The sequence below is a fragment of the Priestia sp. FSL R5-0597 genome (assembly GCF_038006305.1).
GTDB classification, from domain to species: domain Bacteria; phylum Bacillota; class Bacilli; order Bacillales; family Bacillaceae_H; genus Priestia; species Priestia zanthoxyli.
Map to the genome: position 1 here is coordinate 4,855,239 of NZ_JBBOUZ010000001.1, position 25,988 is coordinate 4,881,226.

The window sequence follows — 25,988 nt, forward strand, 5'->3', positions numbered from 1 at the left end:
CTGAACTTATTTGGAGAAATTTTTTAATACGAACCATACGTTGGCGGGGCGTTCGGCTAGGCGTCTCATGAAATACCCAAACCAATCAATTCCGTAAGGAACATAAACCCTGACTTTATATCCTTCTTTGACCAGACGATCCTGTAGCTCTACGCAAATTCCATAAAGCATTTGGAACTCAAACTGATCATTTGAAATGCCGTTTTCTCTTACTAATCGTTTTGTATACTGAATCATTTCCTCATCGTGACTTGCTACAGCTGTATAGTGTCCATTTAATAAATGCATTTTAATGATTTTTTTATAGTTTTCATCTACGTCTTTCTTTTCCGGAAACGATACTTCTGGCGATTCTTTGTAAGCTCCTTTTACCAGACGTAAATTGGCTTGATATTGATGTAAGTCATTCATATCTTGTTCTGTACGATAAAGATACGCTTGAATCACAATTCCAATATTATCAAATTCTTTACGTAATTCTTTATACATATCAAGGGAGATTTGGCAGTGCAAGTAGTCTTCCATATCAATTCGAACAAAAATATCATTCACTCTGGCTGTGTGTAGAATTCTGCGCATATTTTCCATACAAAGCTCTTTGCTAATATCCAATCCTAAAGAAGTCATCTTTAATGATAAATTTGATTGAACGCCCGATGCTGCAATGGCTTCTAGTGTCTGAATGCACATGGCCGTAGATAACCTAGCTTCCTCTTCTGTAAAAACAAATTCGCCTAAATGATCGAGTGTCACAACTTTCCCACCATTGTTAAGCTCCTTGGATGTTTGAATTGCTGATTCAATTGAGTCTCCAGCAACAAAACGAGCTGCCCCCATCCGCAATCCATACTTTTTAGCTAATTTATTCATTGAATGATTTTTGCCAAGCGACTGAAACATCGTTCTCATTAACACTTCCATCGATACTAAACCTCCTTTTATTTTTAAAAATCAAAATAAATATAATTTTCAGATTAATTTCTTTATTTTTCTATACCCCAACTACATATTTGTACACACATTTAAAATAATTTACACAAAATTGTTTAAGTTATTTTATTTACAAACATATTTGTATAATTAATTTAATTATACTCATTTATCGATGGAACCGTAACAACAGTGTTATGAGTTCTAACTCGTTTTTCGACATAAAAAAGCTCTCCACATTTCGTAGAGAGCTTTTGCGTACGTTTTGATAATAGGACGATTCACTTATCATCAAAGCAACAATCTTTATTTTCCAGCTGCTAGCATGCCTTTTGCATATATAAAACCAATGGCTGCTGAAAGTAAATCTATTAAAATAATAAGCGGATAATCTGCGTACCCTTTATATACAGAAACAGCTATCAACAAAAGCGTCAGCGCTGTGGCAACATATAGGTTATATGTTACTCTAGCAAACAGAACAAGCAATATGGCGGGTAGAAAAACTGCGGCAATCGTTTTGACTTCCACAAACATTTCTCCTTTTTATCCGTCTTTTAACCAGCTTGTGAATTACGTTTTGTATAATTGTGTACAAACAAAATACCTAGTTCATGATGTTCGTTGTCATACAATGCTCGCTGAGTAAAGCGAACTTCTCCATTTTCGTCAATAACTTCTAGCTTACAAAAAGCACGGTTATTCACTTGTAATGCTTCATAAAATTTATGGACTTCAGATATAGCGATTCCATTTACTTTAATAATCACTTCTCCTACTTTCAAACCCATTTTCTCTGCCGGAGAATGAGGGATGATTCCTAACACAACCAAACCTTGCGTACGCTTAGTAAATAGTGCGGGCGCTTTTTCATCGCTTCGACGCTGCTGCAAACGAATCCACTCTCTTCCTATGATCGCTAGAATAACAACAGCGACAGCGGCAGGAGGATAAAGAATAGCAGCAATTGTAATAATCGTTAATCCCACGCCTAATGCTAATACACGCTTACCGGTAAATTCAATAGATTTAAACGGAACCATACTTTGAATTCGCTGATAAAAACCGATAGCAAAAGGAACAAAAAACAGGCTAAATGATGTTCCGTCAATAGATAACACAGGCCACCATGGAAACACAGACGTAATGGCGCTGCCTGGAATTAAGACAAAAAGCGGAACAACCCATAATTTTTGAGAATAATGAGCCCCAATTTCCTGCCCTCTTTTACTTTTCACAATGGCTGGAGACGTACCTTTTGCTCCAAACTTCCAAATTAAATATCCTTCTGCTAATACAAGCAGCGACATTAAAATAGTAAGAGAAGGTAAATCTGCGTTATGAGCTTGCACAGACCACGTTTGAATAAATCCTTCACCGAAACCAGCTGCAGGAATAAGCAAGGTCGCAAGCACAGCCAGTCCTACGGTATAAGAAGGAGAAAGCCATTTAAACGTCCACGGGCCGCTTATGATAAAAGTTAAAACAGCTACAAGTACAATCGTTCCTATAGATACATAGACACCTAGCAACACGGTAACAACGGATAAAATCAAACCAATAATGATACCTGGAAAAAATAAATATTTTGCTTCTAAAATAAAATCAAACACGCGAACATGAAAATTCTGACGCTCTCTCTTGACGCGAGAAAGACCTACAAAAAACGAGACGAGCAGAAATAAATAAGTTAACGGGTGCAAAAATAAACGCCCGATACCTTTTAAAAGCTCTAATGCAAAATCCATTTTTTCACCACCTGTATTTTTCACATTTTTATTACAACATTTACGATTGATTGTTATGTATCATAGGCTTCTTTATTTTATCAAAATGCATCACTAACCGACAATGTTGTTTTTACTAAAAAAGTTCCGTGCTTTGGAAAAGCACGGAACTTTTTCTACTTCTTATTGACTAGCTAGCTTTAAAGCCGTTTGAAGCTGACGATCTTCATCTTTGGATTTAATTTTTTCTAATAGTTTTGTTTGTAAAAGCGCTGCTGTATCTTCATCAATTTCACCTGTAGCTTTTTGCTTATTGGCTTTTTGGAATGCAGTTACAGCTGTTTCTGTCTCTTTACTAAAATATCCGTCTGTACGTCCAGGTTCAAAGCCAAGGCCTTTTAGCATCACTTGAGCATTCTTCACTTGGTCACCTGTCATATCACGTGTTAATGGCTTTTTATCAACTTGAATTGGATTTGCATAATAGTAATCCGGCTGCTTGACTTCTACCGTTGGTTTTATACCTTTTTCGTTAATCCAGTTTCCATCAGGCGTTAGCCATTTATAGAACGTTAATTTTAAATTACTGCCGTCTTCCATTGGAACAGCTTGTTGAACCGTTCCTTTTCCATAGGATTTTTCACCGACTAGCTTGTATCCGCCTGCTTCTTTTAATGCCCCGGCAAGAATTTCAGAAGCAGATGCACTTCCTCCATCAATCAAGGCCACAATTGGATAATCCTTTTGCTTTTTCATTGAAGAAACCACTTTTTGACGTTCACCGTTACGATCTTCAATTTGAATGTATGGCTTTTTATTCGTTACTAATTTATCGAGCATTTTTTCAACACTCGTTAAATAGCCACCAGGATTTCCACGAACATCTAGAACTAAACCATCAATATGTTTATTTTCAAGTTTTTTCAACTGTTTCGTAAATTCGTCTCCCGTTGATTCAGAGAATGACGTAATTTCCATGTAACCAATTTTTTTATTGTTTACATTTTTAACAGAAGAATAGACGGTTTCAATTGGAATCTCATCTCTTACAACTTTTACTTTCATCGTTTCTTTCACGCCTGGTCTTTGAACATCTAATGTCACGGTAGAGCCTTTTTTACCGCGAATTTTTAATACCGCTTCATTCAATTCAAGACCCGCGATACTTTTACCATCGATCTTTAAAATCTGATCATTTGGTTTTAATCCTGCTTTTTCCGCAGGAGATTGTTTAAACGGAGCTACGATTGTTACTTTTCCATCTACCATGCTTACTTCAGCACCAATCCCCTCAAACGATGAATCAAGAGACTGCGTGAATTGCTGTGCCGTTTTCTTATCCATGTAAGATGAGTGAGGGTCTCCTAAGGTTTGTACCATTCCTTGGATTGCGCCATCTAATAATTTTTTGTCATCTACATCTTTGTAATATTTTGAAGATATCAGTTCGTAAGCCTGCTTGATTTTGTCTAGCTCTTCCTTTTCCACTTTACTATCATTTGAAGAAGTTGTAAGGGGGGTACTGACCGTTCCAGCATTTGCATACTGAATGCCAAAATATGTACCTGCTGCTCCAACAACTAAGGAGAGTGCCATTAATAGTGCAACGATTTTCCGATTCAAGTTCTTTCATCCTCCTCAACCTTAAGCCATCTCTTCTTATTATAATAGATACAACCAAAACTATGTAATAAAAAGGATGCATGTGTTATTTGTAGCAAAAGGCACCACACAAATCAAGTGCGATGCCTTTTTGTTAAACTATATGTTGAGCTTGTACCACGTATGCTAGGAACTTAAAATTTAATATAACGTTCAGGGTTTACAGCAGAGCTTTTGCCTTTCCAATCGCCCTTATGCAATTCAAAATGCAGGTGAGCACCAAACGAACGTCCTGTGTTCCCTATATAACCTAATTGTTGACCTTTATTGATAGATTGACCACTTGAGACGCTGTAGCTCTCTAAGTGAGCATAAACTGTAACCCACGTCTGACCTTCGACATTGTGACGAATAAATACGGCATTACCAAAAGAAGAAGAATGATATGCTCTAATTACTTTTCCGCTTGCTGCGGCTACAACTGGCACACTTTCTCCTCGCTTTCCAATATCAATACCGTAATGTCCTCTTCCAAACGTTTCTCGATATCCAAAATGAGATGTTACCGGGCCCTTTGCCGGCCTCATAAACGACCCGCTTGTAACAGGTGGTGCCTCCTCTGTTGCCCCGGCTTTTTCAATTTCTTGCTGTTGAGCTTGTGCTGCATTTTTTTGATCGGCTAAAATAGAAGCTTGCTCTTCTAATCCAACGGCTTCTTCATTAAATTCTTTTTCCTGATCTTTGAGCGTTTGCATGAGGTGATTCTTTTCATCCACTTGTTTTTGCAGCTGCGCACGAAGATTTTTAAGTTCTTCAAGCGCTTGATTTACTTCCGTTAGCTTGTTTTGAACTTTTGTTTCTTTCTCTTCTTTTGCCTTTTTATCAGCTTCATGCTGCATTAACAAATCGCGGTCAGCCCCTACAATTGTCGAAACCGCACTCACTCTGCTAATAAAGTCTCCGAAGCTTTCAGAGCCTAGCAGTACATCTATGTAATCCACAGACCCGCCGTTTTCTTGTAAAGCACGAGCACGCTTTTTTAATAGCTCATTTCGTTTTTCAATTCTTTTTTTTACAACGTCAATTTCATTTTTCAGCTTTTCGATGTCTTGCTTTGCTTTTTCTACTTCAGCTTCACGGCTGCGGATGTCTGCATTTGTCTGTCCGACTTCTGAATCCAAACGCGCAATCTCAGCTTCTTCGTTTTTTTGCTGTTCTTGAACTTCTTTTAATTTCTCTTTATTTTGATTAATATTTTGGTTCACATCGTTACTTTTTTTCTCTAAATCACTGAGTTTAGTAGTGCTGGCACTTTCTGCATAAGCAACTTTTTCATTACCTATCCAAGCTGTACCTAGTCCAACTAAAACTGCTGCTGTCATTACTAATGTCTTACGTGTCATTTGTTTCTCCCCATTTGCACATATTTCCCCGTATAAACGGGCATTAGCAAGACCCCCATTAGCACTTTTTTCTATTTTTATCTGTAATTACACAACAACCTCACATCTGATAAACATCAAATGTGAGGTTGTTATAATCTATTATGTTAAAAATCTATCTTTATTTTCGTAAGAATTTACGGATGGATAATGTACTTCCCCACATCCCAATTAGACCACCGATTACAAGTAGTAATAGCGATACTTGAAGCACGAATGGAAAAGCAGGTAAAAGTTCAAAGAATCCATCGAACTTAGGCTGAACTTCATTATATAAAACGCTGTACACACCGATAATAACAGCAATTGGCACAATAGAACCAAGCACTCCTAAAAACAGACCTTCAATAAAGAACGGCCAGCGAATAAAGGAGTTTGTGGCTCCAACTAAGCGCATAATTTCAATCTCTTCACGGCGAGCTACAATCGTAATTTTAATTGTATTTGAAATGAGGAACATCGCTGTAAATAGAAGCCCTAAAATCAGTACTACTCCGATATTACGAGCTACTTTCAGCACTTTAAATAACTTTTCAACTTGATCTTGTCCGTATTGAACTTTTGCTGCATACGGATATTTCTCAATTTGTTTAGCTACTTTTGCGACATCAGTCGGCTCTTTTGTTTTAACAACAAACACATCATTTAATGGGTTTTGCTGCTCAAACGGTTCAAAAGCTTGTCCTTCATCACCCATACTATTAATTAAATCTTTTAACTCTTTATCTTTAGAAGAAAACGTCACCGTATCAACTTGCTTAATTGCATCTAGCTTTTCTTTCATTGCTTTTCGATCATCCGCTGTCGCTGCAGCATCAACGTGAACGCGAATTTCCACATCATTTTCAATCAATTTAGCAATGTGGTTTAAATTCATCATCAACATAAAAAATACGCCTACAAGCAAGAGCGTCACGGTAACCGCGCTTGCAGATGCGAATGTCATCCAGCCGTTTCTTCCTAAACTTTTAGATCCTTCACGTAAGTGGCGACCGAATGTCCTAGCCTTCATATCCGTATTCACCTCTTACTTCATCACGCACAACATTTCCATTTTCAATCGCAATTACGCGCTTTCGAATTGTATTTACAATTTCACGGTTATGCGTTGCCATTAAAATAGTCGTACCGCGTTTATTAATCTCCTCAAAAATATCCATGATTTCCCACGAAGTCTCCGGATCAAGGTTCCCTGTCGGTTCGTCGGCGATGACAACCTTAGGACTATTCACAATTGAACGCGCAATAGACACACGCTGCTGCTCTCCTCCAGATAATTCATCAGGGAAAGAATCCATTTTACCCTTTAACTTAACAAGCTCTAGCACCTCTAGCACTCGCTTTTTAATTTCTTCGGGACTTTGCTCAATTACTTCTAGTGCAAAAGCAATGTTTTCATAGACCGTTAATTTTGGAAGCAGCTTGAAATCTTGAAAGACTACACCAATATGACGTCTAAAGATAGGAACTCTGCTATCTTTTATTTTTGCTACATTTGCACCGTTTACAATGATATTTCCTGAAGAAGGCTTTTCTTCACGATACATCATTTTAATAAAAGTGGATTTTCCTGCTCCACTTGGTCCTACGATATAAGCAAACTCACCTTGATTAATCTTGATGCTAATGCCATTGATTGCTTTTACACCGTTCGGATACGTTTTATATACATTTTGCATTTCAATCATAAGTAATCACCTAATCAAGTGTGTTATTTTAATACTATGTAAAACTTGTCAAAATACGACAAAACTCTACAATTCAAACCAAAAATTCGACTCTTCTCACGCGCTTTCTCATTATAACATCACTCTTCGTGAAAATAAGCCCCAAAAATATTACATTTTTATTTCAAATATGACATAAGTAGGATATTTTTAGCAGGGTATGAGAATTTATCCTTATTTTTAATTCTGTTGTTTTTTGCTGTTCATTTTTTTACGAATATCGTTAGACAAAGCACATTCATGTCTACTTTTTTACAAACAAGGTATGATAAATAAGAAAAACGATGAGGAGAGATAACATGATCACTATTTATGGAAGTTCACGGGAAAACGGAAATACGGAAGAATTGGCTAAAGCAGTCTTAAAAGATATCAATACTGAAGAAGTTTACTTACGTAGGCATACCATTAACCCCATTACTGATATGCGTCACGATGAACATGGATTTACCAATCAACAAGATGATTATTATGATATAGCGAAAAAGATGGCAGCGCACGATACTATTTTATTTGTTACGCCTCTTTACTGGTACGGTATGAGCGGATTGATGAAGAACTTTGTGGATCGTTGGTCTGAAAGCCTTAGAGATTCGACAATCAACTTTAAAGAACAAATGAAAAATAAGCGCGTCTATGTATTAGTAGTCGGGGGCACAGGCGCATCTGTAAAGGCCCTTCCTCTTATTATGCAATTTCAATACATTGTCGATTTTATTGGTTCTTCCTTTAGCGGATACATCATTGGAGAAGCCAATGCACCTGGAGACATAGCAAAAGATGTCAAAGCTCAACAGCAAGCTATTGTCTTAAATGAACAATTAAAGCAGCTTTAACACAAAAATAAGACGGATACCCGTCTTATTTTTTCTTTGCCAGCCAAGCCGCAACTTTTTTGGCATCTTCTTCATTAATCAGTCCTTTTGGCATACCGCCTTGACCATTGTTAATAATGTTTTCAATTTCAGCTTCTGAGTGCTTGCTGCCTACATGCTGCAAGCTTGGCCCATTTGCTCCTCCTAAATCTACACCGTGACAGCCTGTACAGTTTTTCTTCACAATATCTTCTGCACTCGCTGAAGATTCACCGGCAGATTCATTTTTGGAACTGCCTCCGCCGCACGCGGACAAAACAAGCGCTAGGCCAATTGTTAACGTTAATAATACTTTTTTCAAGCCTTCTCCCCCTTGCTGTAGAGTTTTCACTCTATTATAACCTACTCAAGAATGTTTAAAACACTCTGTTTACAAGGACTTTGTTTCAATTTCATGAATTCTCTCATCGTATTTATGTATGAGGTCAAGCAATTGATTCGTTTCCTAAACGTTTTTTGTATACTACGCGTGAAATTGTCACACTGAGCTCATATAAGAGCAGAAGCGGGACAATGACTAAAATATCCGAAATAAAATCAGGAGGAGTAATAAGCACAGATATCACAATTAAAGCAAAATAAGATAACTTCCTTGCTTTAGCTAACCTCACTGGATTTAGAACCCCTAAACGCGTTAAAAATAAGACAACTAAAGGCATTTCAAATAAAAAACCAAATGGTAAACACAGATTAAGCATAAAACGGAAATAATGCTCCGCCGTAAACATGAGTGAAAACTGATCATTCGACAAACCTGTTAAAAATGCTAAAACCATTGGAAATAAAACAAAATAACCAAACCCCAAGCCACTTACAAATAAGAGAAAAAAGAATGGAATGAAGGTAATCATAATCTTATACTCTTCCTTTTTTAATCCCGGTGAAACAAACCGAAATACTTGATAAGCAGCTACTGGAAGTGTAAAAGCAAGCGCAAAAACAAATGCAATCACCATATAAATCCATACAATTTCACTTGGTCCAAGTACAGCAAGCTTACCGTCCAAATCTTTCACTAGCCACTGATAAATATCTTGTACAAATACAAAACTGACAATAAGTAAAACTACAAATGCACAAAGTGTTTTAATAATACGAACACGCAATTCTTCAAGGTGCTCCATCAAGCTCATTTCTCCCATTGTCTATTTCTCCTTTCTGACAAGTAGAAATAGACGAGTTTCCTCGTCTATTTCCTTACTTACAATGTCGATTCATTCCTTTTTTGTTCAGAAACGGTTGCTGCCTGCTTTTCTTTAACACTTTCATCATCTGATACGAGCCCTTTTGCTGCTCCTTTAAATTCAGTTAATGTTCGCCCAAACGCCCGTCCAACTTCCGGCAGCTTAGACGGCCCAAAAATAATTAACGCAATGACCAAAATAATAACTAAACCAGGAATTCCAATATTAGAAAGCATACTTGACCTCCTTTCCCTTACTCAATTTACTGCTGTACTTTTTCTTTCTTTTTCAACTCTTGTTTTTCATGTGCTTTCCCGTGTGCCCGCATACGATCTTCCTCTACTTCCTTAGAAATCTTTAGCCCACGCGGCACGTTATTTACTTCAACTTCTGTCATACCTTTTCCATCTTTTTTATATTGAAAGGAAGCTCGAGTTGAAATTTCCGCACCAGGTTCTGTTACAAAAGGCACAACGCGATAATCAGCTTGCCATATATCAGGAGTGACCGTACACCTTACATATCCTCTGTAATCATTAAAGAATGTAAGATGTGGATTTTGACTTAAAATTTTATCCGTATCAGCTCGTTTATCTGCTCCGTTCCCTCCGGAAGTGATGGAGGTGCCAACGAACTCTGCACCAATAATTCTTGAATTAAGATTGGCAAAATCCGTGTGTAAATTAGAAGCCCAGTTAGCGTGCACATCTCCAGTTAGTACAATGACGTTGTCCAACTTTTTCTTTTCAATAAAATCAATAACACGCTGACGATTCGCCGTATACCCATCCCATGCATCCATGCTGTATGTAGGCTTAGCCGCCGTTCCAAATTTTCTGGGAGCAAAGAAAATTTGTTGAGCCAGTACGTTCCAATGACACGCTGATTTTTCAAGATTAGTAAAAAGCCATTTTTCTTGTTCAATCCCTAATAGTGTACGTTTAGGATCAAGAGATTCTGGCGTTTGCGGCTTTGTTCCGTCTCCGTTTGCTTGATCGTCTCTGTATTGACGCGTATCCAACACTTGAAAGGAAGCTAGTTTCCCATATGAAAAGTCACGATACAATCTCATATCCGTTCCGTGAGGCAAGGATGTTTGACGCAAAGGCATATGTTCGTAATAAGCTTGATAAGCTGCCGCGCGGCGTTGAATAAATGCTTCTACTGATTGTCCTTTTTCAGGAATTACATTTGCATAATTGTTTTCTACTTCATGATCATCCCACGTCACAATCCAAGGAAAAGCAGCATGAGCAGACTTCAAATTGGCATCTGACCTGTACTGAGCATGCCTGTTTCGATAGTCTTGAAGCGTTTGAATTTCTGCGCTGCTGTGAGTACGAACATTTCCGCTTGCAGCCACATACTCGTTTGGTCCATATTCATAGATGTAATCGCCCAAATGAACCACAAAATCCAATTGTTCTTTAACCATATGTTCATAAGCTGTAAAGTAACCATGTTCATACTGTTGACACGAAGCGAATGCAAACGTCATGCTGGCTACTTCTGCATTTGCTGAAGGAAGTGTTTTTGTTTTTCCAACCGGGCTTAACTCATGACCGCTTTTAAATCGATAATAATAAATACGGCCTGGCTTTAATCCTTTTACATCAACGTGAACAGAGTGAGCAAGTTCAGGTCTAGCTATTTCTGTTCCTCGTTTGACAATTCGATGAAAGTCTTCATCTTCGGCAAGCTCCCATTTTACTGGAACGGGTTGATTAGGCATTCCCCCGCCATTCAATGGGTCTGGTGCTAATCTTGTCCAAAGAACAATACTATCTGCTAAAGGATCTCCCGATGCGACGCCTAAAGTGAACGGATAACTTGAAAATTTAGGCGCTGCCGCTGAAACTTCTACTGCATTTAAACCGATAGACTGAGCAATTGTTAAGCCAAGTGATACTCCTGCTACTTTTCCAGCTCCTTGTAAAAAACGCCTTCTATCAAACCCTTTACTCGAAGAAAAACTGTTCTGTTTTACTTGCTCTATTAATTCGTGTAACGATTTATTTGCCACTGCACATGCCCCTTCCTCTTGATTTAACTCAAATTATAAAAGCTGTTTGTAAAAGAGGTATAAAGGATTGTAAAGAAGCATTTACCATAAAATAGGTATTTTAAACCATTTTATTTCATTGACAAAATAAGCGAACGGACGACAGCAACCTTTAAATTTCTGCATTTTCTTAATTTTCTATCTACAAATAGTTCTTTACGCTCGTTTTTCTTCATTCAAATTTTACAAAGTCCTAACAACTAAAAAAAGGCAGCATACCGAGGTATACTGCCTTTTGATTAAATATGAGAACGTAAATACGCATCAATAAACGGATCTAGATCTCCATCCATTACACTTTGCGTGTTTCCGACTTCGGTATTTGTGCGGTGATCTTTTACTAACGAATACGGATGGAATACGTAAGAACGAATTTGACTTCCCCATCCAATATCTTTTTGTTCTCCGCGGATTTCAGCTAGCTGTTCTTGCTGCTTCTCAATTTCTAACTGATACAACTTAGATTTTAACATCTTCATTGCTTGCTCACGGTTTTTAATTTGTGAACGTTCCGTCTGACAAGATACGACTACATTAGTTGGGAGGTGAGTAATACGAACAGCTGAATCTGTTGTATTGATATGCTGACCTCCGGCACCGCTTGCACGGTACGTATCAACCTTCAAATCTTCCGTACGAATATCAATTGAAATTTCATCGTTAAATTCCGGCATTATGTCGCACGATACGAATGACGTATGGCGACGGCCTGATGAATCAAACGGAGAAATACGAACGAGACGATGAACGCCTTTTTCAGCTTTTAAATACCCGTACGCATTATGGCCTTTAATTAAAAGCGTTACACTTTTAATACCAGCTTCATCCCCAGGTAAGTAATCAAGTGTTTCTACTTTGAAACCTTTTTTCTCCGCCCAGCGCGTATACATACGTAGTAACATTGAACCCCAATCCTGTGATTCTGTTCCACCAGCACCTGGGTGCAATTCTAAAATGGCGTTATTTTTATCATACGGCTCGCTTAAAAGCAGCTGTAATTCAAAGTCGTTCATGCCTGAAATAAGCTCTTTTAGTTCACTAACTAGTTCTTCTGCTAAATCTTCATCGTATTCTTCTTTTACAAGTTCATGAGATATCTGTAAATTTTCGTATGTTTCATCTAAGTGGTTAAATTGATTTACTGCATCTTTTAAACCATTGGCTTCATTAATAACAGTCTGAGCTGCCTGCTGGTCATTCCAAAAATTTGGATCAGCCATAGTCTCATCTAATTCATCGATACGAGCTTGTTTTGTATCGAGGTCAAAGAGACCCCCTAAAGTCCGCTAATCGCTTAGCTGTTTTGTCAAGTTCTTGCTTAATTTCTACTAAATCCATGAGTTAAACACCTCTATTTTATTTTTGACGCACAGGAAGGAAATGAGAAGACTCATTTCCTTCCTGTACTAGTTCATTCTATACTAATTGACTCTTATTTTATGATTCTTTACCGCAGCAGTTTTTATACTTTTTGCCACTTCCACAGATACAAGGATCATTTCGGCCAACTTCTATCGCATTTACTTTTGGCTTCTTCTTAGCCGGCGCGTCTCCTTCTTTTGGATGAACAGCCGCCTGACCTTGCGCTACTTCTTGACGCTCAAGGTTGTTGTTAATTTCTGCTTTCATGATATACTTCGTCACTTCTTCTTCAATGGTTGCAATCATATTTTCAAACATCGCAAAACCTTCCATTTGGTATTCGCGAAGAGGATCTGTTTGACCGTACGCACGAAGGTGGATACCCTGGCGAAGCTGATCCATCGTATCGATATGATCCATCCATTTAGAATCAACTGCTCTAAGAACAACTACTTTTTCGAATTCACGCATTTGTTCTTCAGGGAGCTGCTCTTCTTTTTCATTATAACGAGCTTTTGCATGATCTACCAGCAGTTCTACCATTTCTTCAGGCTCTTTACGGCGAAGATCTTCTTCTGTGACTTCGCCTTCCTCAAGAACATTAGCATTTACGTAATCAATAATCGCTTGTAAATTCCATTCTTCTTCTAATTCTTCACGCGGTGTATTTACCTCAACCACACGCTGTAGCGTTGATTCAATCATACGTTCTACAATCGCACGTAAGTTGTCTGAATCAAGCACTTCAAAGCGTTGTTTGTAAATAACTTCACGCTGCTGACGAAGAACATCATCATATTGAAGCAATTGTTTACGCGCATCAAAGTTATTACCTTCAACGCGTTTTTGAGCGGATTCAACAGCTCTTGTTACAATTTTACTTTGAATTGGCTGTGAATCATCCATACCAAGACGATCCATCATCGCCATCATATTATCAGAACCAAATCGGCGCATTAATTCATCTTCCATGGATAGATAGAATTGAGACACCCCTGGGTCCCCTTGACGTCCAGCACGTCCGCGGAGCTGATTATCAATACGGCGTGATTCATGACGCTCTGTACCAATTACAGCAAGACCTCCAGCTTCAACGACACCTTCACCTAGTTTAATATCCGTACCACGACCGGCCATATTCGTTGCGATTGTTACCGCACCTTTGTGACCCGCATTCTCGATAATATCCGCTTCACGCTCATGCTGTTTTGCATTTAAAACGTGATGGCGAATGCCTTTTTTCTTTAATAATGCTGATAAAACTTCAGATGTTTCAATCGCAACTGTACCAACAAGAACAGGCTGTCCTTTTGCGTGGCGCTCGGCAATATCTTCCACTACCGCATTAAACTTGCCTTCCATTGACTTGTAAATTAAATCCGCTTTATCATCACGTGAAATTGGCTTGTTTGTCGGAATAACGACAACGTGCATGTTGTAGATATTACGGAATTCTTCTTCTTCCGTTTTAGCTGTACCCGTCATACCTGATAATTTTTCATACATACGGAAGTAGTTTTGGAATGTAATTGTAGCTAACGTCATGCTTTCATTTTGAATCTCAACGTTCTCTTTAGCTTCGATAGCTTGATGCAAGCCGTCACTAAAACGTCTTCCTTTCATCAAACGACCAGTAAATTGGTCAACGATTACGACTTGATCTTCATCAATTACATAATCCACATCGTTTTGCATCGTTACATGTGCTTTAAGCGCTTGGTTGATGTGATGGTTTAGCGCTACGTGTGAAATATCAAATAAGTTTTCAATGCCAAATGCGCGCTCGGCTTTTGACATACCTTCTTCGGTTAGCTGAACGCTTTTTGTTTTGATATCAAAAGTAAAATCGGTTTCTTTATCAAGCGTGCGAACGAATGCATTAGCTTGAATATAAAGCGCAGTCGATTTCTGTGCGCTGCCGGATATAATAAGCGGCGTACGTGCTTCATCAATTAAGATAGAGTCAACTTCATCGATTACAGCAAAATGAAGCGGACGTTGAACCATTTGTTCTTTATAAAGCACCATGTTATCACGTAAATAGTCAAATCCTAGTTCATTATTTGTACTATACGTAATATCCGCTGCATATGCTTCTTGTTTTTCTTCACGCGTTAAATGGTTTAAGTTTAACCCTACTTTCAAGCCTAGGAATTCATATAAACGACCCATTTCACTAGCATCACGGCTCGCTAAGTATTCATTGACTGTTACTACATGTACACCTTTGCCTGTAATGGCGTTTAAGTATACAGGCATAGTAGCTGTCAACGTTTTACCTTCACCCGTTTTCATTTCCGAGATATTCCCTTCATGCAGAGAAATACCCCCCATTAGCTGAACTTTGTACGGATACATGCCTAACACACGTTTCGCTGCTTCACGTACAACCGCAAAAGCTTCATCTAATAGGTTATCGAGCGATTCACCATTTTGGTAGCGTTGTTGAAATTCAGCTGTTTTTTCACGAAGCTGATCGTCCGTTAAAGACGCTATTTCAGGACCTAACGCATCAATTTGGTCCGCCATTTTTTCTAAACGGCCGATTTGGCGCTGATTGCCGTCAAACACTTTTTTAAATAATCCAAGCATATTAAAACGCTCCTCTATTTATAATCAGTACATTTTATACTATTTTCATTCATATCTGTATCTTTCATTATAAAACATTCTGAGTAAAATTGTAACATTGCAGCTAAACAAGTAGCAACTTGTACCCTTTTTCGTCTGTCTCTTTACTAGTACTACTCTATTAAGGAGTTATTTTCTATTGTGATTTTCCCTGCCTCACTCTTACAATAAAAAAGGGGGATGTAGAATGAACGTTCAAACGATTACGAAAGAACAAGCTTGGGAAGTCCGACATATCGTCATGTGGCCTCATAAAGATTTCAGTTATGTTCAGCTGAAAGAGGATCCATCAGGCATGCACTATGGACTGTTTGAAAAAGGAGAGTTAAAATCAGTTGTTTCCTTATTTATAACAGGTGATGAAGCTCAATTCCGGAAATTTGCTACGCTCAAAGAAGAACAAGGAAAAGGGTACGGCAGTCATTTGCTAAAAGAAGTTTTGTTCAAACTCAAGAATCTTGGGATACGAAGGGTCTGGTGTAACGCACGAGAAAATAAAGTATCTTTTTATCAGGCATTCAAAATGAAAGAAACCACGCGTGTATTCACCAAATCTTCTACACGCTATGTAGTTATGGAACTATTTTTTTAAACAGCTAAAAAAGCAGCGTGCGGAAGCACGCTGCTTTTATTTTACTGCTCTTATTTAAGAAAGACTGTAACCTTTAGTTTGGTTCAATCAATCCATATCGGCCATCTTTTCTTCGGTACACAACGTTTGTAATGTTTGTCTCAGCATTTGTAAATACAAAGAAACTATGTCCTAACATATTCATTTGTAAAATAGCCTCTTCGCTATCCATTGGTTTTAAATTAAATCGTTTTGTACGAACTAGCTCTAATTCATCCTCTTCAGTTGCAACAGCTACGTTCGCTTCACTTTCTAATGCTGCAAATAGATACTTCTCAGCACCTTTTTCACGCATTTTTCGATTCACTTTTGTTTTATGTTTACGAATTTGACGCTCTAATTTATCTAGGACAAGATCGACAGCTGCGTATAAATCACTGTGGGTCTCTTCAGCTCTCAATACGAGATCATTCATTGGGATTGTGACTTCTATTTTTTGATCGTTATTGTAGACTTTTAAGTTTACATTTACGTCAGCAGTTGGTGTCTCGTCGAAATAACGCTCTAACTTACCAAGCTTTTTCTCTACGTATTCCCTAATTGCTGGAGTCACCTCAATGTTTTCACCGCGAATGTTATACATCATGTTCGAACTCCTCCTTTAATCCATTGCTATACCTCTACAATTCTACAATACCCGACACAATCCCTTCCTAAACTATTAAAATTTTTAGAAAATTTAGTGAAAATTTTTGGAACTTGAGAAAAGTTTATGAAAAAACCAAAAAAATAGACCTTCTTCATAAGAAGAAGGGTTGTATTTTTTACGCAAAATTAATTTTTTTTATCGTAAAACATCCCATCAAACGATTTCATTTCGTAAGGGTTTACATAGCTGTTATTATGCTTTTTTTTCACTTTTAGCAAACGGAGATCTTCCATGATTCGATGCCGGATGAAGATCAGATTTTGATCAATCGTCTTATTCATTTCGACAATTTTCTTACCCATCCATTCATGATCTCTACTTTTTGGCGGCAGCTTCTCCATGAGGTCACGTCTTTTTAATAGAAGATACTCTAATTTCTGAATGTCCTCTTCTCGATTTTTGTCAGAAAATATTTGAGTAAGTCGGTAAATCTCGTCAGTTATCTGATACAGTTCGTTTATCATATTTATGCTTGGCCGCCGCTTCCATGGACTTGCTGGCGGTGAAGCTGCACAACTTGCTTCCACGTATCGCGGAACTCTGTTACATATTGTTCGGCTTCATCCAAGCTCTCTATGTCATTTTTTGTGTTCGCTTCAATTAAACACTGGTTGATATAGTCATACATAGTCATCATAGACTTAGCAACTTGCACGTTTGTATCAAGGGTAATCATTAATTCTTGAATAATATTTTGTGCTTTTAACAAATTCGTATTTTTTAGCTCAATATTTTTTTCCTGTATGCCTGTTCGTGCAAGTTTGATAAATTTCAAACACCCGTTATACAGCATAAGCGTTAACTCTCCTGGAGAGGCAGTCTGAACAGCTCCCTGCTGATACGCTTGATATGGATTATTTGCTGCCATAAACGTTCACTCCTTCTTAACTAAAATATTGCGATAACTGCGCGCTTTGAGCATTTGCATTTTGAATGGCTTTCTCCATTGCTGTAAACTGACGATAATACCGGTCCTCTACTTGTGTGAGCCTGCTTTCAAAACTAGTAATTTGGCTGTTTACGCTTTTTAAATTCCGCCCAAGCAAAAATTGTTCACTTGTCCATGTTGAACGGCCAGCGCGCTGCTCAACTTTGGATACGGTTTGAGTAATCGTATCTCGTAAACGTCGTACAATCCCTTTTTCACTTGTTGTACTTCCACTTTTCATAAATAAATCCATAACAGACTGCGGGTCTTTTTCAATTGCTTCTTTTAATTTAGTCCCGTCACCTTCAATCACTAGCTTGCCTCGATCACTATAGTTTGCGCTAGTTGAAATGCCGATGTCCGTTAGCTGTGAAAATGCTCCGCTCACTCCTGATACAGAGGCATACCAGTTAGAACGCATTTGATTCAGCCCGCTTGATAAAATTGTGTCTCCTTTTAACAAACCGCTTTTTGCTTTATCATCCCACTGCTCAGCTTGTTTGTCCGTTAGCTTTTCTCTTTCTTGATCCGTCAAAGGCTGATAGTTTCGGTCTCTTTCTTCGGTAATCTTTCCATTAATTTTCTCAATCAGCTCATTATATTTAGTCACAAAATCTTTGATTGTATCAAATACTTTTTGCGTATCATTGCTTACGTTAACGCGCACATCTCCTGTGAAATTATTTTGAAGGGTATAGGTAACGCCTCCCGTTGTAAATGTATTAGACTTACGAGTTGTTTCTAGACCGTTTAGCGTAAATTTTGCGTCTGTTCCGCCGGTTTCTTTTTGAGTATTTAATTTTAAGAAATTGGTTAAAAACTCTCCTGAGAACACCATTTTTTGACCGCCTGCACTACCGGTTTTTGACAAATCTCCTGTGTCTTTGCGAGTAAAGACAACTTTATCTGTTCCTTCATCGTAAAAGGCTGAAATACCTACTTTTGAATTACTAAGTTGGGTCAAAACAGTATTTAATGACGCTGAACCATCAAATTCAAATGACATACTGCCGTCTTCGTTATCTCCTGTTGCTTTTCCATTGCTGTCATACGTTGTAATAGAAAACTGGAGGACATTTTGCTTATACGTAAATCCTTGAACAGTACTACCGTTTGCTAACGTGGAACCGAATGTCATTTCGCCCGTATTCATATTAACGAATACATCATTCTCTCCTATTAAAGTAGGATCACCTGTAGTTTTTATATTAAATTCTTGAGAAGATTCTCCATTTTTCACTTGAATAGAGGAAGGCAGGCTTCCCTCAAAAATGGCTCCTTTGGATAACTTGGCAGTCTTTGTATCAGCACTTATTGTAATGTCAGGTTGCTTGACCTCTTTTCCACTCCACGCACTGCCAAGCAAGGTTTTTTGTTCCCATAAACTTTTAGTAGGGTCAATAGTGCCTTCTGAAATTTTCCCACTACTGATATTTTGCGCAGCAGTCGCCATTGTCACGTTTGAAAGGGTATAAGACGCATTTCCTGCTGAGGAAGTAGCTGCTGCTTTTACTTTTGTTTCATCTGCTGAAGATACCGTTTTGGACGAATAAGAAGACTGCAAGGTCATATTAAAAGCAAGATTATTAAAGTCTGATAACAGCAAATTCATAGAGCGATAATCGTCGCGCTGCCACTCTAACGTTTGCTTTTGTTTTTTCATCTTATCAATAGGCATTCGTTCAGCCTTCATTAAATCACTGACGATTTGATCAATATCCATCCCACTTGCTAATCCACTTACTCTTACCACTTACCATCACCACCGTTTTTTTATTCATCTATCCATCAACTGCTAGCCATAAAATATAAGTATATTTTTTCGAATCTCCCTATTCGTTCATAGGTTCACCACTTCTCTATTTTGTATCGGTAAAACGAACATTTTTTTCATAGGTCAAAGGGTGCAAGATAGAAAAAGCTCACTTATTTTTTTACAATAAGTGAGCTTTTTATTATTGGCCAAACAAGTTCAGTTTCTGGGATAAATTCCTTTGAATATCCTTAGGAATAAGGTATGGTGCTAGATTTATAATATCTCGTAACGAATCAATGGTTACAGAGGCAGATAAATTTATATATTCATCCGTTGTATCTGCTTGCTCAAACGAAATGGAATCTGGCAAATTATTGAGCAGAGTAATTTCATTCATTTCTTTATCGACCGTGACATCAGAAGACTCGTTAATATTTAAGCGATCCCATACAAGAGACCTCGGAATCGGCATTCTTCCTAAATGCACACTATTCACCTTCAAAACAAGCTTTCCATTCTCGGCATTTGGTGTTACATCAACTACAAACTGTGATTCCATAAAAGATACTACATGTTTATTAATATAAAATTTTATATGTTCCGGAAGCAACTCCGCTTCTGCTCCCTCAACCGTTTCATCATTTTCATAAAGGTAGCTGCGCAAATAATCGTTAACATCGCTCTCGCTCAATCGGTAGCCTAAAATAGGGGAGCCTCCGTTCAGTTCTAGCGACGTCGCACGAGCGGACTTTTCTTGTGCTAGTGAAGATAATGAAGCAGTCTGATCAAGCTTTTCAACATTTCTAACTGGACTAACGAAAAAATACAACCCAAATAAAAGGATAATAAATAGAAAAATAACAGCTATAAATTTTCTCAAACACACGCACCCTTTCAAACATTCTTCTTGGAACATAATACCGATTTATCTTTTATCATACAAGATAAATAAGATGTATGTCGAAAACTTGTATAAAATGTACGTATATACTCGACATCCCAAATGGCGAATAAGTCTATAGTGAATAAAACGAGTCTTTTTCGACTTAAAATGCGTCGATTTTAGTAACTTAAAGTCGATTTTTATAGGAATTTGATAATTGGCACACTTCTTGCTTATTATAAAGGTAAGGGGAGGAATTTCTATTTATATTTTCAGAATTTACTTTATTTTCTAATAGTCTTTCGATAATTTTAAAGGAGTGAATACGATGGGAAACAAAACAGAATCACACGGAAAGTTAAAGCAACGTCACGTTTCCATGATTTCCATTGCAGGTATTATCGGGGCCGGCTTGTTTGTAGGAAGCGGATCCGTTATTAACGCAACAGGCCCAGCAGCAGTAGTTTCATATGCAGCAGCCGGACTGTTAGTCGTTCTATTAATGCGTATGCTCGGTGAAATGGCTATGGTAAATCCAGATAAAGGTTCATTCGCGACATATGCTCAGCAAGGAATTGGCCCGTGGGCAGGTTATGCTGTTGGATGGCTTTACTGGTTTTTCTGGCTAATTGTAATTGCAATCGAAGCCACTGCAGGAGGAGCAATTGTTCATGAATGGCTCCCTTCCGTACCAATTTGGCTTTTAAGCTTAATCTTAACCTTTGCATTAACCTTAACAAACTTATTCTCTGTCAAATCATTTGGAGAATTTGAATATTGGTTTGCAATGATTAAAATTGTGGCAATCGTTGCTTTTATGGGGATCGGTTTAGCTATTATTTTCGGATTAATCCCAGGTACATCTTCACCTGGTTTAGCTAATTTAACGGGGCACGGAGGCTTTATGCCAAAAGGTACGAACTCTATCTTTTTAGGAGTTATTACCGTTATTTTCTCTTATTTTGGAGCTGAAATTGCGGCTATTGCAGCTAGTGAATCAGAAAATCCAGCAAAAGCTATTACAACTGCTATTCGCAGTGTCGTATGGCGAATTTTAATTTTCTATATTGGTTCAGTTGCTATTTTAGTAACTCTTTTACCTTGGAACTCAGCTGATTTACTAAAAAGTCCGTACGTAACAATGTTAGAAATGGTCAACATTCCAGCAGCTGCACAAATTATGAATTTAGTCGTATTAGTATCCGTTTTGTCTTGCTTAAACTCTGCTTTATATACGAACTCGCGAATGATTTTATCATTAGCTCAAAAAGGACAAGCTCCTCGTGCTTTAGCAAAGGTAAGCAAATCAGGCGTGCCGGCAAGAGCCGTATGGATTAGCACAGCTGCCGCATATGTATGTGCTATCTTTAGCTTCGTTTCGCCGGATAAACTCTTTTTATTCTTAGTTAACGCATCAGGAGCCATTGCTCTTATTGTGTACTTAGCTATCGCTATTTCGCATTTACGCCTGCGTAAGAAAATGATTCAAGCCAACCAGCCAATTAAAGGAATGAAAATGTGGTTGTTCCCGTATTTAACATACGTAACAATTGCTGTTATTACCGTGATCTTCTTATCAATGGCATTTATTGATTCGATGCGCTCACAGTTTTTCTTAACTCTTGGATTAACCGCTGTTGTTCTTCTTTCATACTCATTCATCAAAAAAACAAATAACAAGCGACCTGACGATCAATTTTCCGAGTCAGAAAATATTGCAAAATAAAAAAAGCCGCATCTGCGGCTTTTTTTATTTTGTTTTTGATTATTTCTCAACCGATATGTCACGATGAAGGTTTCGAAGCGGCTGAGGAGGGCAAATACGTCGCGTTGCGTAAGAAACAATAAAAATAGTTAACAACCCGCCTACCATCGCAAATGTACGAAATGGAAACATGACCACCCCGTCTTCTATCATCGGATACGGAAGCAGCGCTTTTAAATGAAGCAGCGGTTCCCCTCCACCGATTCGAAGAACAAGAGACACAATGAATCCAGCCAACGATCCGTACCAGTTTGCTCCTTTAAAGAACAAAGCGCAAACCAATTGTGGAAAAAGAATACAATACACTAGGTCCCCTGATAAATACCATAAGGAGTAGACACTCTCAGAGTTTAAAGCAATTAAAGTTGCTCCAGTTCCAATGATAATGATAGAACGTTTAATAACTTTATCTAACTGCGCCTGTGTCGCATTTGGTTTTACAATCGGACGATACACGTTCCAAGCTGCCATTCCCGAAGCTGAAAGTAACGAAGCCGCTACTGCAGCCATGACGGCAGCAGCTAGTCCTCCAAGCGCAATCGCTCCTACTAAATCAGGCGTTAGATATTTAAATACGTATGTTAAAATCATAGACGCGCTCTCAGGGCTTGACGCTCCAAATGAAGACCAGTCCGCACTGTAACCAATCATTCCTATTAAAGTTGGAGGCAAGGCCGCTAGAGCGCAAAAAATGCCGGCTGTAATAGATAGCCACATTGCTGCTTTTTCATTTTTAGCAGATAACACGCGCTGAAAATAAATCTGCCATGGAATACCACCAAAAATAAGTAAAAATGTGCTATCCCACCATTGCCAATATGTATTTCCCCATTTTGGATCTTCCCAGCCTTTTAATGGAGGAAATAAATGAAGAGAACCAGTCATACCTTCTGAATAAGTAGAAAAAACGGCTCCCACCCCTCCCGTATTCGAAAATGCAAAAGGAAGCACCAGAAATAATCCTAAAAACATAATAGAAAGCTGTAAGATATCGGTATGTGCTACTGCCCACAAGCCGCCAATCACGGTGTATGCAATGGCAATAAGTGCGGAAAGAATGATGGAAATTGAAAAACTGAGGCCTAAAATCACACCGAATGTTGTTCCTAAAGCAGTTAAGATAGCTGCGCTCCAAAACAGCTCTCCTAATATAGCTGGAAAATAAAGAACCGTAGCCATTTTCTTACCGAAACGAGATTCTAGAGGATCGAGCATTGTCATAAACTCAAACCTTCTCATCTTTCTAGCAAAAAAGATACCGCCTAAAATTAAGCTGATTGAATAACACCATGGCGCTTGCGTCCAAGTCAGTCCTGAGGAATAAACAGTTTCGGCCGTTCCAGCAATATACCCTCCACCTACCCAAGTAGCGGTCATTGTGAACATTGAAATCCATAGCGGCATAGATCTTCCCGCAACAAGCATATCATCTGATTTTCCTTTTTTACTTGCAGCAGCTCGAGCACCAATAAAATAAATAACACCATACATAATGAACATTAAAATGAGGCCTGGCCAATAGAGATCTGGATTATAGAGAGAATAGATAAATGCGACAACCATAAAGATGAAAAATCCTATAATAGTTGTCCATAAGGGGGTTAGTAGACGGTTGTTTCTGTTTGATTTCCCTGAAAAGTCAGAAGTCTCATTCGACTTTTCAGGCCTGGCTTGTTGTGTGTCTGAACGAAATGGCTTTTTAGCATTTTGCATCGTCTCACATCCTTTAAATTGATAAAGAAATCTAAAGACATAACTGTCCTCTATTCCTTTTTCCTACCAGCATACAATTAAACCTAAAAATAGATTTTTTTAGAATAAACTATAAATAGTTGGATTATAAATACCAATACGAAGGGGAGAAATTACGTTTATATAATTATATTAAAATAATTTAAATTGACTTATTTTATTATTCAGCTAAAAATTCATAATTATTTTCATCTTCTCTCTAAACTCCTTTCTTAATTTCCACATTCAAAATCCTTTGTTTCTCAAGGTTTGTATGCAAGCAGATATCGTACTATGGTTAATATATCTGAATGTTTAGGATATTGTCAAAAAAGTTTAAGGGTTTTCATATAAAAAAAGAATAATATTCTCATAGCTCATACATAAAAAAACCTTTTGTATCAAGGGACATAGCAATCAGTATTTTTTAATTACTTTTTGTTAAATTTTTTCTTAATATCCGAATAATCAGCTCTTAATAGAGAAGAAAATCAATTTAAATTCAGAACATTTAAAGTTTTTGGATTTGACTAAATTAAATGGCCGATGCTATAATTCAAATTGTTAAGAACGTTAAATATAAATTTAACAAATTCTATTATTTGGAGGTCGATGCTATTGGAACAAACACTTATGCTTGAGAAAATGCACATAAACGGCCAATGGGTTGAAGCACGCAGCGGCGAGAAAAGAGAAATTGTAAACCCCTTTAATCAAGAGGTTATCGCTGTCGTTACAGAAGGAAATCGTGCTGATGCCATAGAAGCCATTGAATCAGCTAGAAAAGCTTTTGATGCAGGTGAATGGTCTAAATTTACAGCGGCCGAAAGAGGTTCTTTGTTATTTAAAGTAGCGGAAGAAATTCGCAATGATCGCGAGGAACTAGCAAAGCTTGAAACCTTAAATACCGGAAAAACCCTCGTTGAAAGCCTAGCAGACATGGATGGAATTGCTGATGTCTTTCAATACTATGCTGGATTAGCAGATAAAGATGGCGGACAGATGATTGAGTCACCTAATCCCGATTCTGTTAGCCGCGTTGTCCGTGAGCCTGTAGGCGTGTGCAGCCAAATTACTCCTTGGAATTACCCGTTATTGCAAGCCTCTTGGAAATTGGCTCCCGCACTTGCTGCTGGGAACACAATTGTTATTAAACCAAGCGAAATCACCCCTTTAACAACTATTCATATGATGAAAATTTTTGAAAGAGTTGGCTTTCCAGCAGGCGTCATTAACATTGTGCTCGGTCCAGGTGCGACCGTTGGACAAGAAATGGCAGAGAGTCACTTAGTAGATTTAGTTTCCTTTACAGGTGGCGGAGTATCTGGACGTAAAGTCATGCAGGCTGCCGCAGGCAACTTTAAAAAAATTGCTCTTGAACTCGGAGGGAAAAATCCGAATATCGTCTTTGCTGACGCTGACTTTGACACTGCGGTTGACTATGCATTAAATGCGGTCTTCTTTCATGCTGGTCAAGTTTGTTCAGCTGGTGCGAGATTACTCGTTCAAGATGATATTCACGATAAATTTGTTTCAGCAGTTATTGAACAAGCCAAAAAAATTAAGCTAGGGGACGGCATGGACGAAGCCACTCAAATGGGACCCGTTATCTCAAAAGAACATCTAGCTAAAGTGGAACATTATATTGAGCTAGGGAAACAAGAAGGTGCTTCTCTTGTTTTAGGAGGCAAGCGTCCGACTCAGGATTCTTTACAAAAAGGCTTATTTATCGAACCAACTATTTTTACAAACTGTCATGGAGACATGAAAGTTGTCCAAGAAGAGTCATTTGGTCCGATTATGACAATTGAGCGCTTCAGTACTGAAGAAGAAGCAGTCGCACTTGCTAACGATACGATCTATGGATTAGCTGGAGCTGTTTGGACAAGTGATATGAACCGAGCTGAACGTGTAGTGAAAGCACTTCGTATGGGAACAACTTGGGTTAACGATTATCATCCCTACTTCCCGCAGGCTCCTTGGGGAGGTTATAAGCAATCTGGGATTGGAAGAGAGCTTAGCCATATCGGTCTAGAAGAGTATACGGAAATTAAACATATTTATACCAATACAAATCCACAGCCAATGCGCTGGTTTCAATAA

The 25,988-nt window shown here is 38.1% G+C and carries 23 protein-coding genes; 4 read left to right on the forward strand and 19 right to left on the reverse strand.

Annotation, left to right across the window (positions count from 1 at the left end; all coding sequences use genetic code 11):
- Positions 1-6 precede the first annotated feature (6 nt).
- The 7 genes from MKX72_RS25670 to ftsE all read right to left on the reverse strand — a co-directional run bounded on the left by MKX72_RS25670 (position 7) and on the right by ftsE (position 7,389).
- On the reverse strand, positions 7-921 hold the full coding sequence (locus MKX72_RS25670; protein ID WP_028412035.1) for a proline dehydrogenase family protein: 915 nt from the start codon (positions 919-921) through the stop codon (positions 7-9).
- A gap of 315 nt (positions 922-1,236) precedes the next feature.
- The gene (locus MKX72_RS25675; RefSeq protein WP_028412034.1) at positions 1,237-1,461 is read right to left on the reverse strand and encodes a DUF2198 family protein; all 225 of its coding nucleotides are present in this window, start codon (positions 1,459-1,461) and stop codon (positions 1,237-1,239) included.
- Between the two features lie 26 nt (positions 1,462-1,487).
- The gene (locus MKX72_RS25680) at positions 1,488-2,678 is read right to left on the reverse strand and encodes a PDZ domain-containing protein (protein ID WP_034264283.1); all 1,191 of its coding nucleotides are present in this window, start codon (positions 2,676-2,678) and stop codon (positions 1,488-1,490) included.
- Positions 2,679-2,840: 162 nt separating this feature from the next.
- Positions 2,841-4,280, reverse strand: a complete 1,440-nt coding sequence (locus MKX72_RS25685) for a S41 family peptidase (RefSeq protein ID WP_028412032.1) — start codon at positions 4,278-4,280, stop codon at positions 2,841-2,843.
- Between the two features lie 173 nt (positions 4,281-4,453).
- Positions 4,454-5,662, reverse strand: a complete 1,209-nt coding sequence (locus tag MKX72_RS25690) for a murein hydrolase activator EnvC family protein (protein WP_033580413.1) — start codon at positions 5,660-5,662, stop codon at positions 4,454-4,456.
- A gap of 160 nt (positions 5,663-5,822) precedes the next feature.
- Positions 5,823-6,713: a permease-like cell division protein FtsX gene (ftsX, locus tag MKX72_RS25695; protein WP_014457813.1), complete on the reverse strand. Its 891-nt coding sequence runs from the start codon at positions 6,711-6,713 to the stop codon at positions 5,823-5,825.
- Entirely contained in the window at positions 6,703-7,389 is a 687-nt protein-coding gene (gene ftsE / locus MKX72_RS25700) for a cell division ATP-binding protein FtsE (RefSeq protein ID WP_013085414.1), read from the reverse strand. Before ftsE ends, ftsX begins: the two co-directional genes overlap by 11 nt.
- 338 nt (positions 7,390-7,727) lie before the next feature.
- Here ftsE and MKX72_RS25705 point away from each other — a divergent pair, with 338 nt between their 5' ends.
- Positions 7,728-8,264 (forward strand): flavodoxin family protein, encoded by a 537-nt coding sequence (locus MKX72_RS25705; RefSeq protein WP_028412030.1) that lies wholly within the window; start codon positions 7,728-7,730, stop codon positions 8,262-8,264.
- 25 nt (positions 8,265-8,289) lie between these two features.
- Here the strand turns inward: MKX72_RS25705 and cccB are convergent, their stop codons facing one another.
- From cccB to secA, 6 genes are all read right to left on the reverse strand, one after another.
- The gene (gene cccB / locus MKX72_RS25710; protein ID WP_013059743.1) at positions 8,290-8,604 is read right to left on the reverse strand and encodes a cytochrome c551; all 315 of its coding nucleotides are present in this window, start codon (positions 8,602-8,604) and stop codon (positions 8,290-8,292) included.
- Between the two features lie 124 nt (positions 8,605-8,728).
- The gene (gene tatC, locus MKX72_RS25715; RefSeq protein WP_028412029.1) at positions 8,729-9,445 is read right to left on the reverse strand and encodes a twin-arginine translocase subunit TatC; all 717 of its coding nucleotides are present in this window, start codon (positions 9,443-9,445) and stop codon (positions 8,729-8,731) included.
- 59 nt (positions 9,446-9,504) lie between these two features.
- Positions 9,505-9,723, reverse strand: a complete 219-nt coding sequence (locus tag MKX72_RS25720; protein ID WP_028412028.1) for a twin-arginine translocase TatA/TatE family subunit — start codon at positions 9,721-9,723, stop codon at positions 9,505-9,507.
- A 26-nt stretch (positions 9,724-9,749) separates the two neighbouring features.
- The gene (locus tag MKX72_RS25725) at positions 9,750-11,483 is read right to left on the reverse strand and encodes an alkaline phosphatase D family protein (protein ID WP_371129336.1); all 1,734 of its coding nucleotides are present in this window, start codon (positions 11,481-11,483) and stop codon (positions 9,750-9,752) included.
- 305 nt (positions 11,484-11,788) lie between these two features.
- A protein-coding gene (gene prfB / locus MKX72_RS25730) for a peptide chain release factor 2 (protein ID WP_114896991.1) occupies positions 11,789-12,887 on the reverse strand; the annotation gives its coding sequence in 2 pieces (ribosomal slippage) (positions 11,789-12,823 and positions 12,825-12,887; 1,098 coding nt in all).
- Between the two features lie 99 nt (positions 12,888-12,986).
- A complete protein-coding gene (secA, locus tag MKX72_RS25735; protein WP_013059748.1) occupies positions 12,987-15,503 on the reverse strand; it encodes a preprotein translocase subunit SecA in 2,517 nt (838 codons plus the stop codon).
- A 226-nt stretch (positions 15,504-15,729) separates the two neighbouring features.
- On the opposite strand from secA, the gene MKX72_RS25740 reads away from it, so the two are divergent.
- On the forward strand, positions 15,730-16,134 hold the full coding sequence (locus MKX72_RS25740; protein WP_028412025.1) for a GNAT family N-acetyltransferase: 405 nt from the start codon (positions 15,730-15,732) through the stop codon (positions 16,132-16,134).
- 73 nt (positions 16,135-16,207) lie between these two features.
- On the opposite strand, the gene hpf is transcribed toward MKX72_RS25740, so the two are convergent.
- The 5 genes from hpf to MKX72_RS25765 form a co-directional block, all read right to left on the reverse strand.
- Positions 16,208-16,759: a ribosome hibernation-promoting factor, HPF/YfiA family gene (gene hpf, locus MKX72_RS25745; protein ID WP_013059750.1), complete on the reverse strand. Its 552-nt coding sequence runs from the start codon at positions 16,757-16,759 to the stop codon at positions 16,208-16,210.
- A gap of 188 nt (positions 16,760-16,947) precedes the next feature.
- On the reverse strand, positions 16,948-17,163 hold the full coding sequence (locus tag MKX72_RS25750) for a hypothetical protein (RefSeq protein ID WP_223546273.1): 216 nt from the start codon (positions 17,161-17,163) through the stop codon (positions 16,948-16,950).
- 125 nt (positions 17,164-17,288) lie between these two features.
- Positions 17,289-17,690, reverse strand: a complete 402-nt coding sequence (fliS, locus tag MKX72_RS25755; protein WP_028412023.1) for a flagellar export chaperone FliS — start codon at positions 17,688-17,690, stop codon at positions 17,289-17,291.
- Between the two features lie 16 nt (positions 17,691-17,706).
- Positions 17,707-19,503 carry a flagellar filament capping protein FliD gene (fliD, locus tag MKX72_RS25760; RefSeq protein WP_033580411.1) on the reverse strand — a complete coding sequence of 599 codons (1,797 nt, stop codon included), beginning with the start codon at positions 19,501-19,503 and terminating at the stop codon, positions 17,707-17,709.
- Between the two features lie 202 nt (positions 19,504-19,705).
- Entirely contained in the window at positions 19,706-20,386 is a 681-nt protein-coding gene (locus MKX72_RS25765; protein WP_028412021.1) for a hypothetical protein, read from the reverse strand.
- Positions 20,387-20,717: 331 nt separating this feature from the next.
- On the opposite strand from MKX72_RS25765, the gene MKX72_RS25770 reads away from it, so the two are divergent.
- On the forward strand, positions 20,718-22,115 hold the full coding sequence (locus tag MKX72_RS25770; protein ID WP_028412020.1) for an amino acid permease: 1,398 nt from the start codon (positions 20,718-20,720) through the stop codon (positions 22,113-22,115).
- Between the two features lie 39 nt (positions 22,116-22,154).
- Here MKX72_RS25770 and MKX72_RS25775 read toward each other — a convergent pair whose 3' ends face one another.
- Positions 22,155-23,867: a sodium:solute symporter family protein gene (locus MKX72_RS25775; protein WP_028412019.1), complete on the reverse strand. Its 1,713-nt coding sequence runs from the start codon at positions 23,865-23,867 to the stop codon at positions 22,155-22,157.
- A 630-nt stretch (positions 23,868-24,497) separates the two neighbouring features.
- On the opposite strand from MKX72_RS25775, the gene betB reads away from it, so the two are divergent.
- Positions 24,498-25,988, forward strand: a complete 1,491-nt coding sequence (betB, locus tag MKX72_RS25780; RefSeq protein ID WP_176344900.1) for a betaine-aldehyde dehydrogenase — start codon at positions 24,498-24,500, stop codon at positions 25,986-25,988.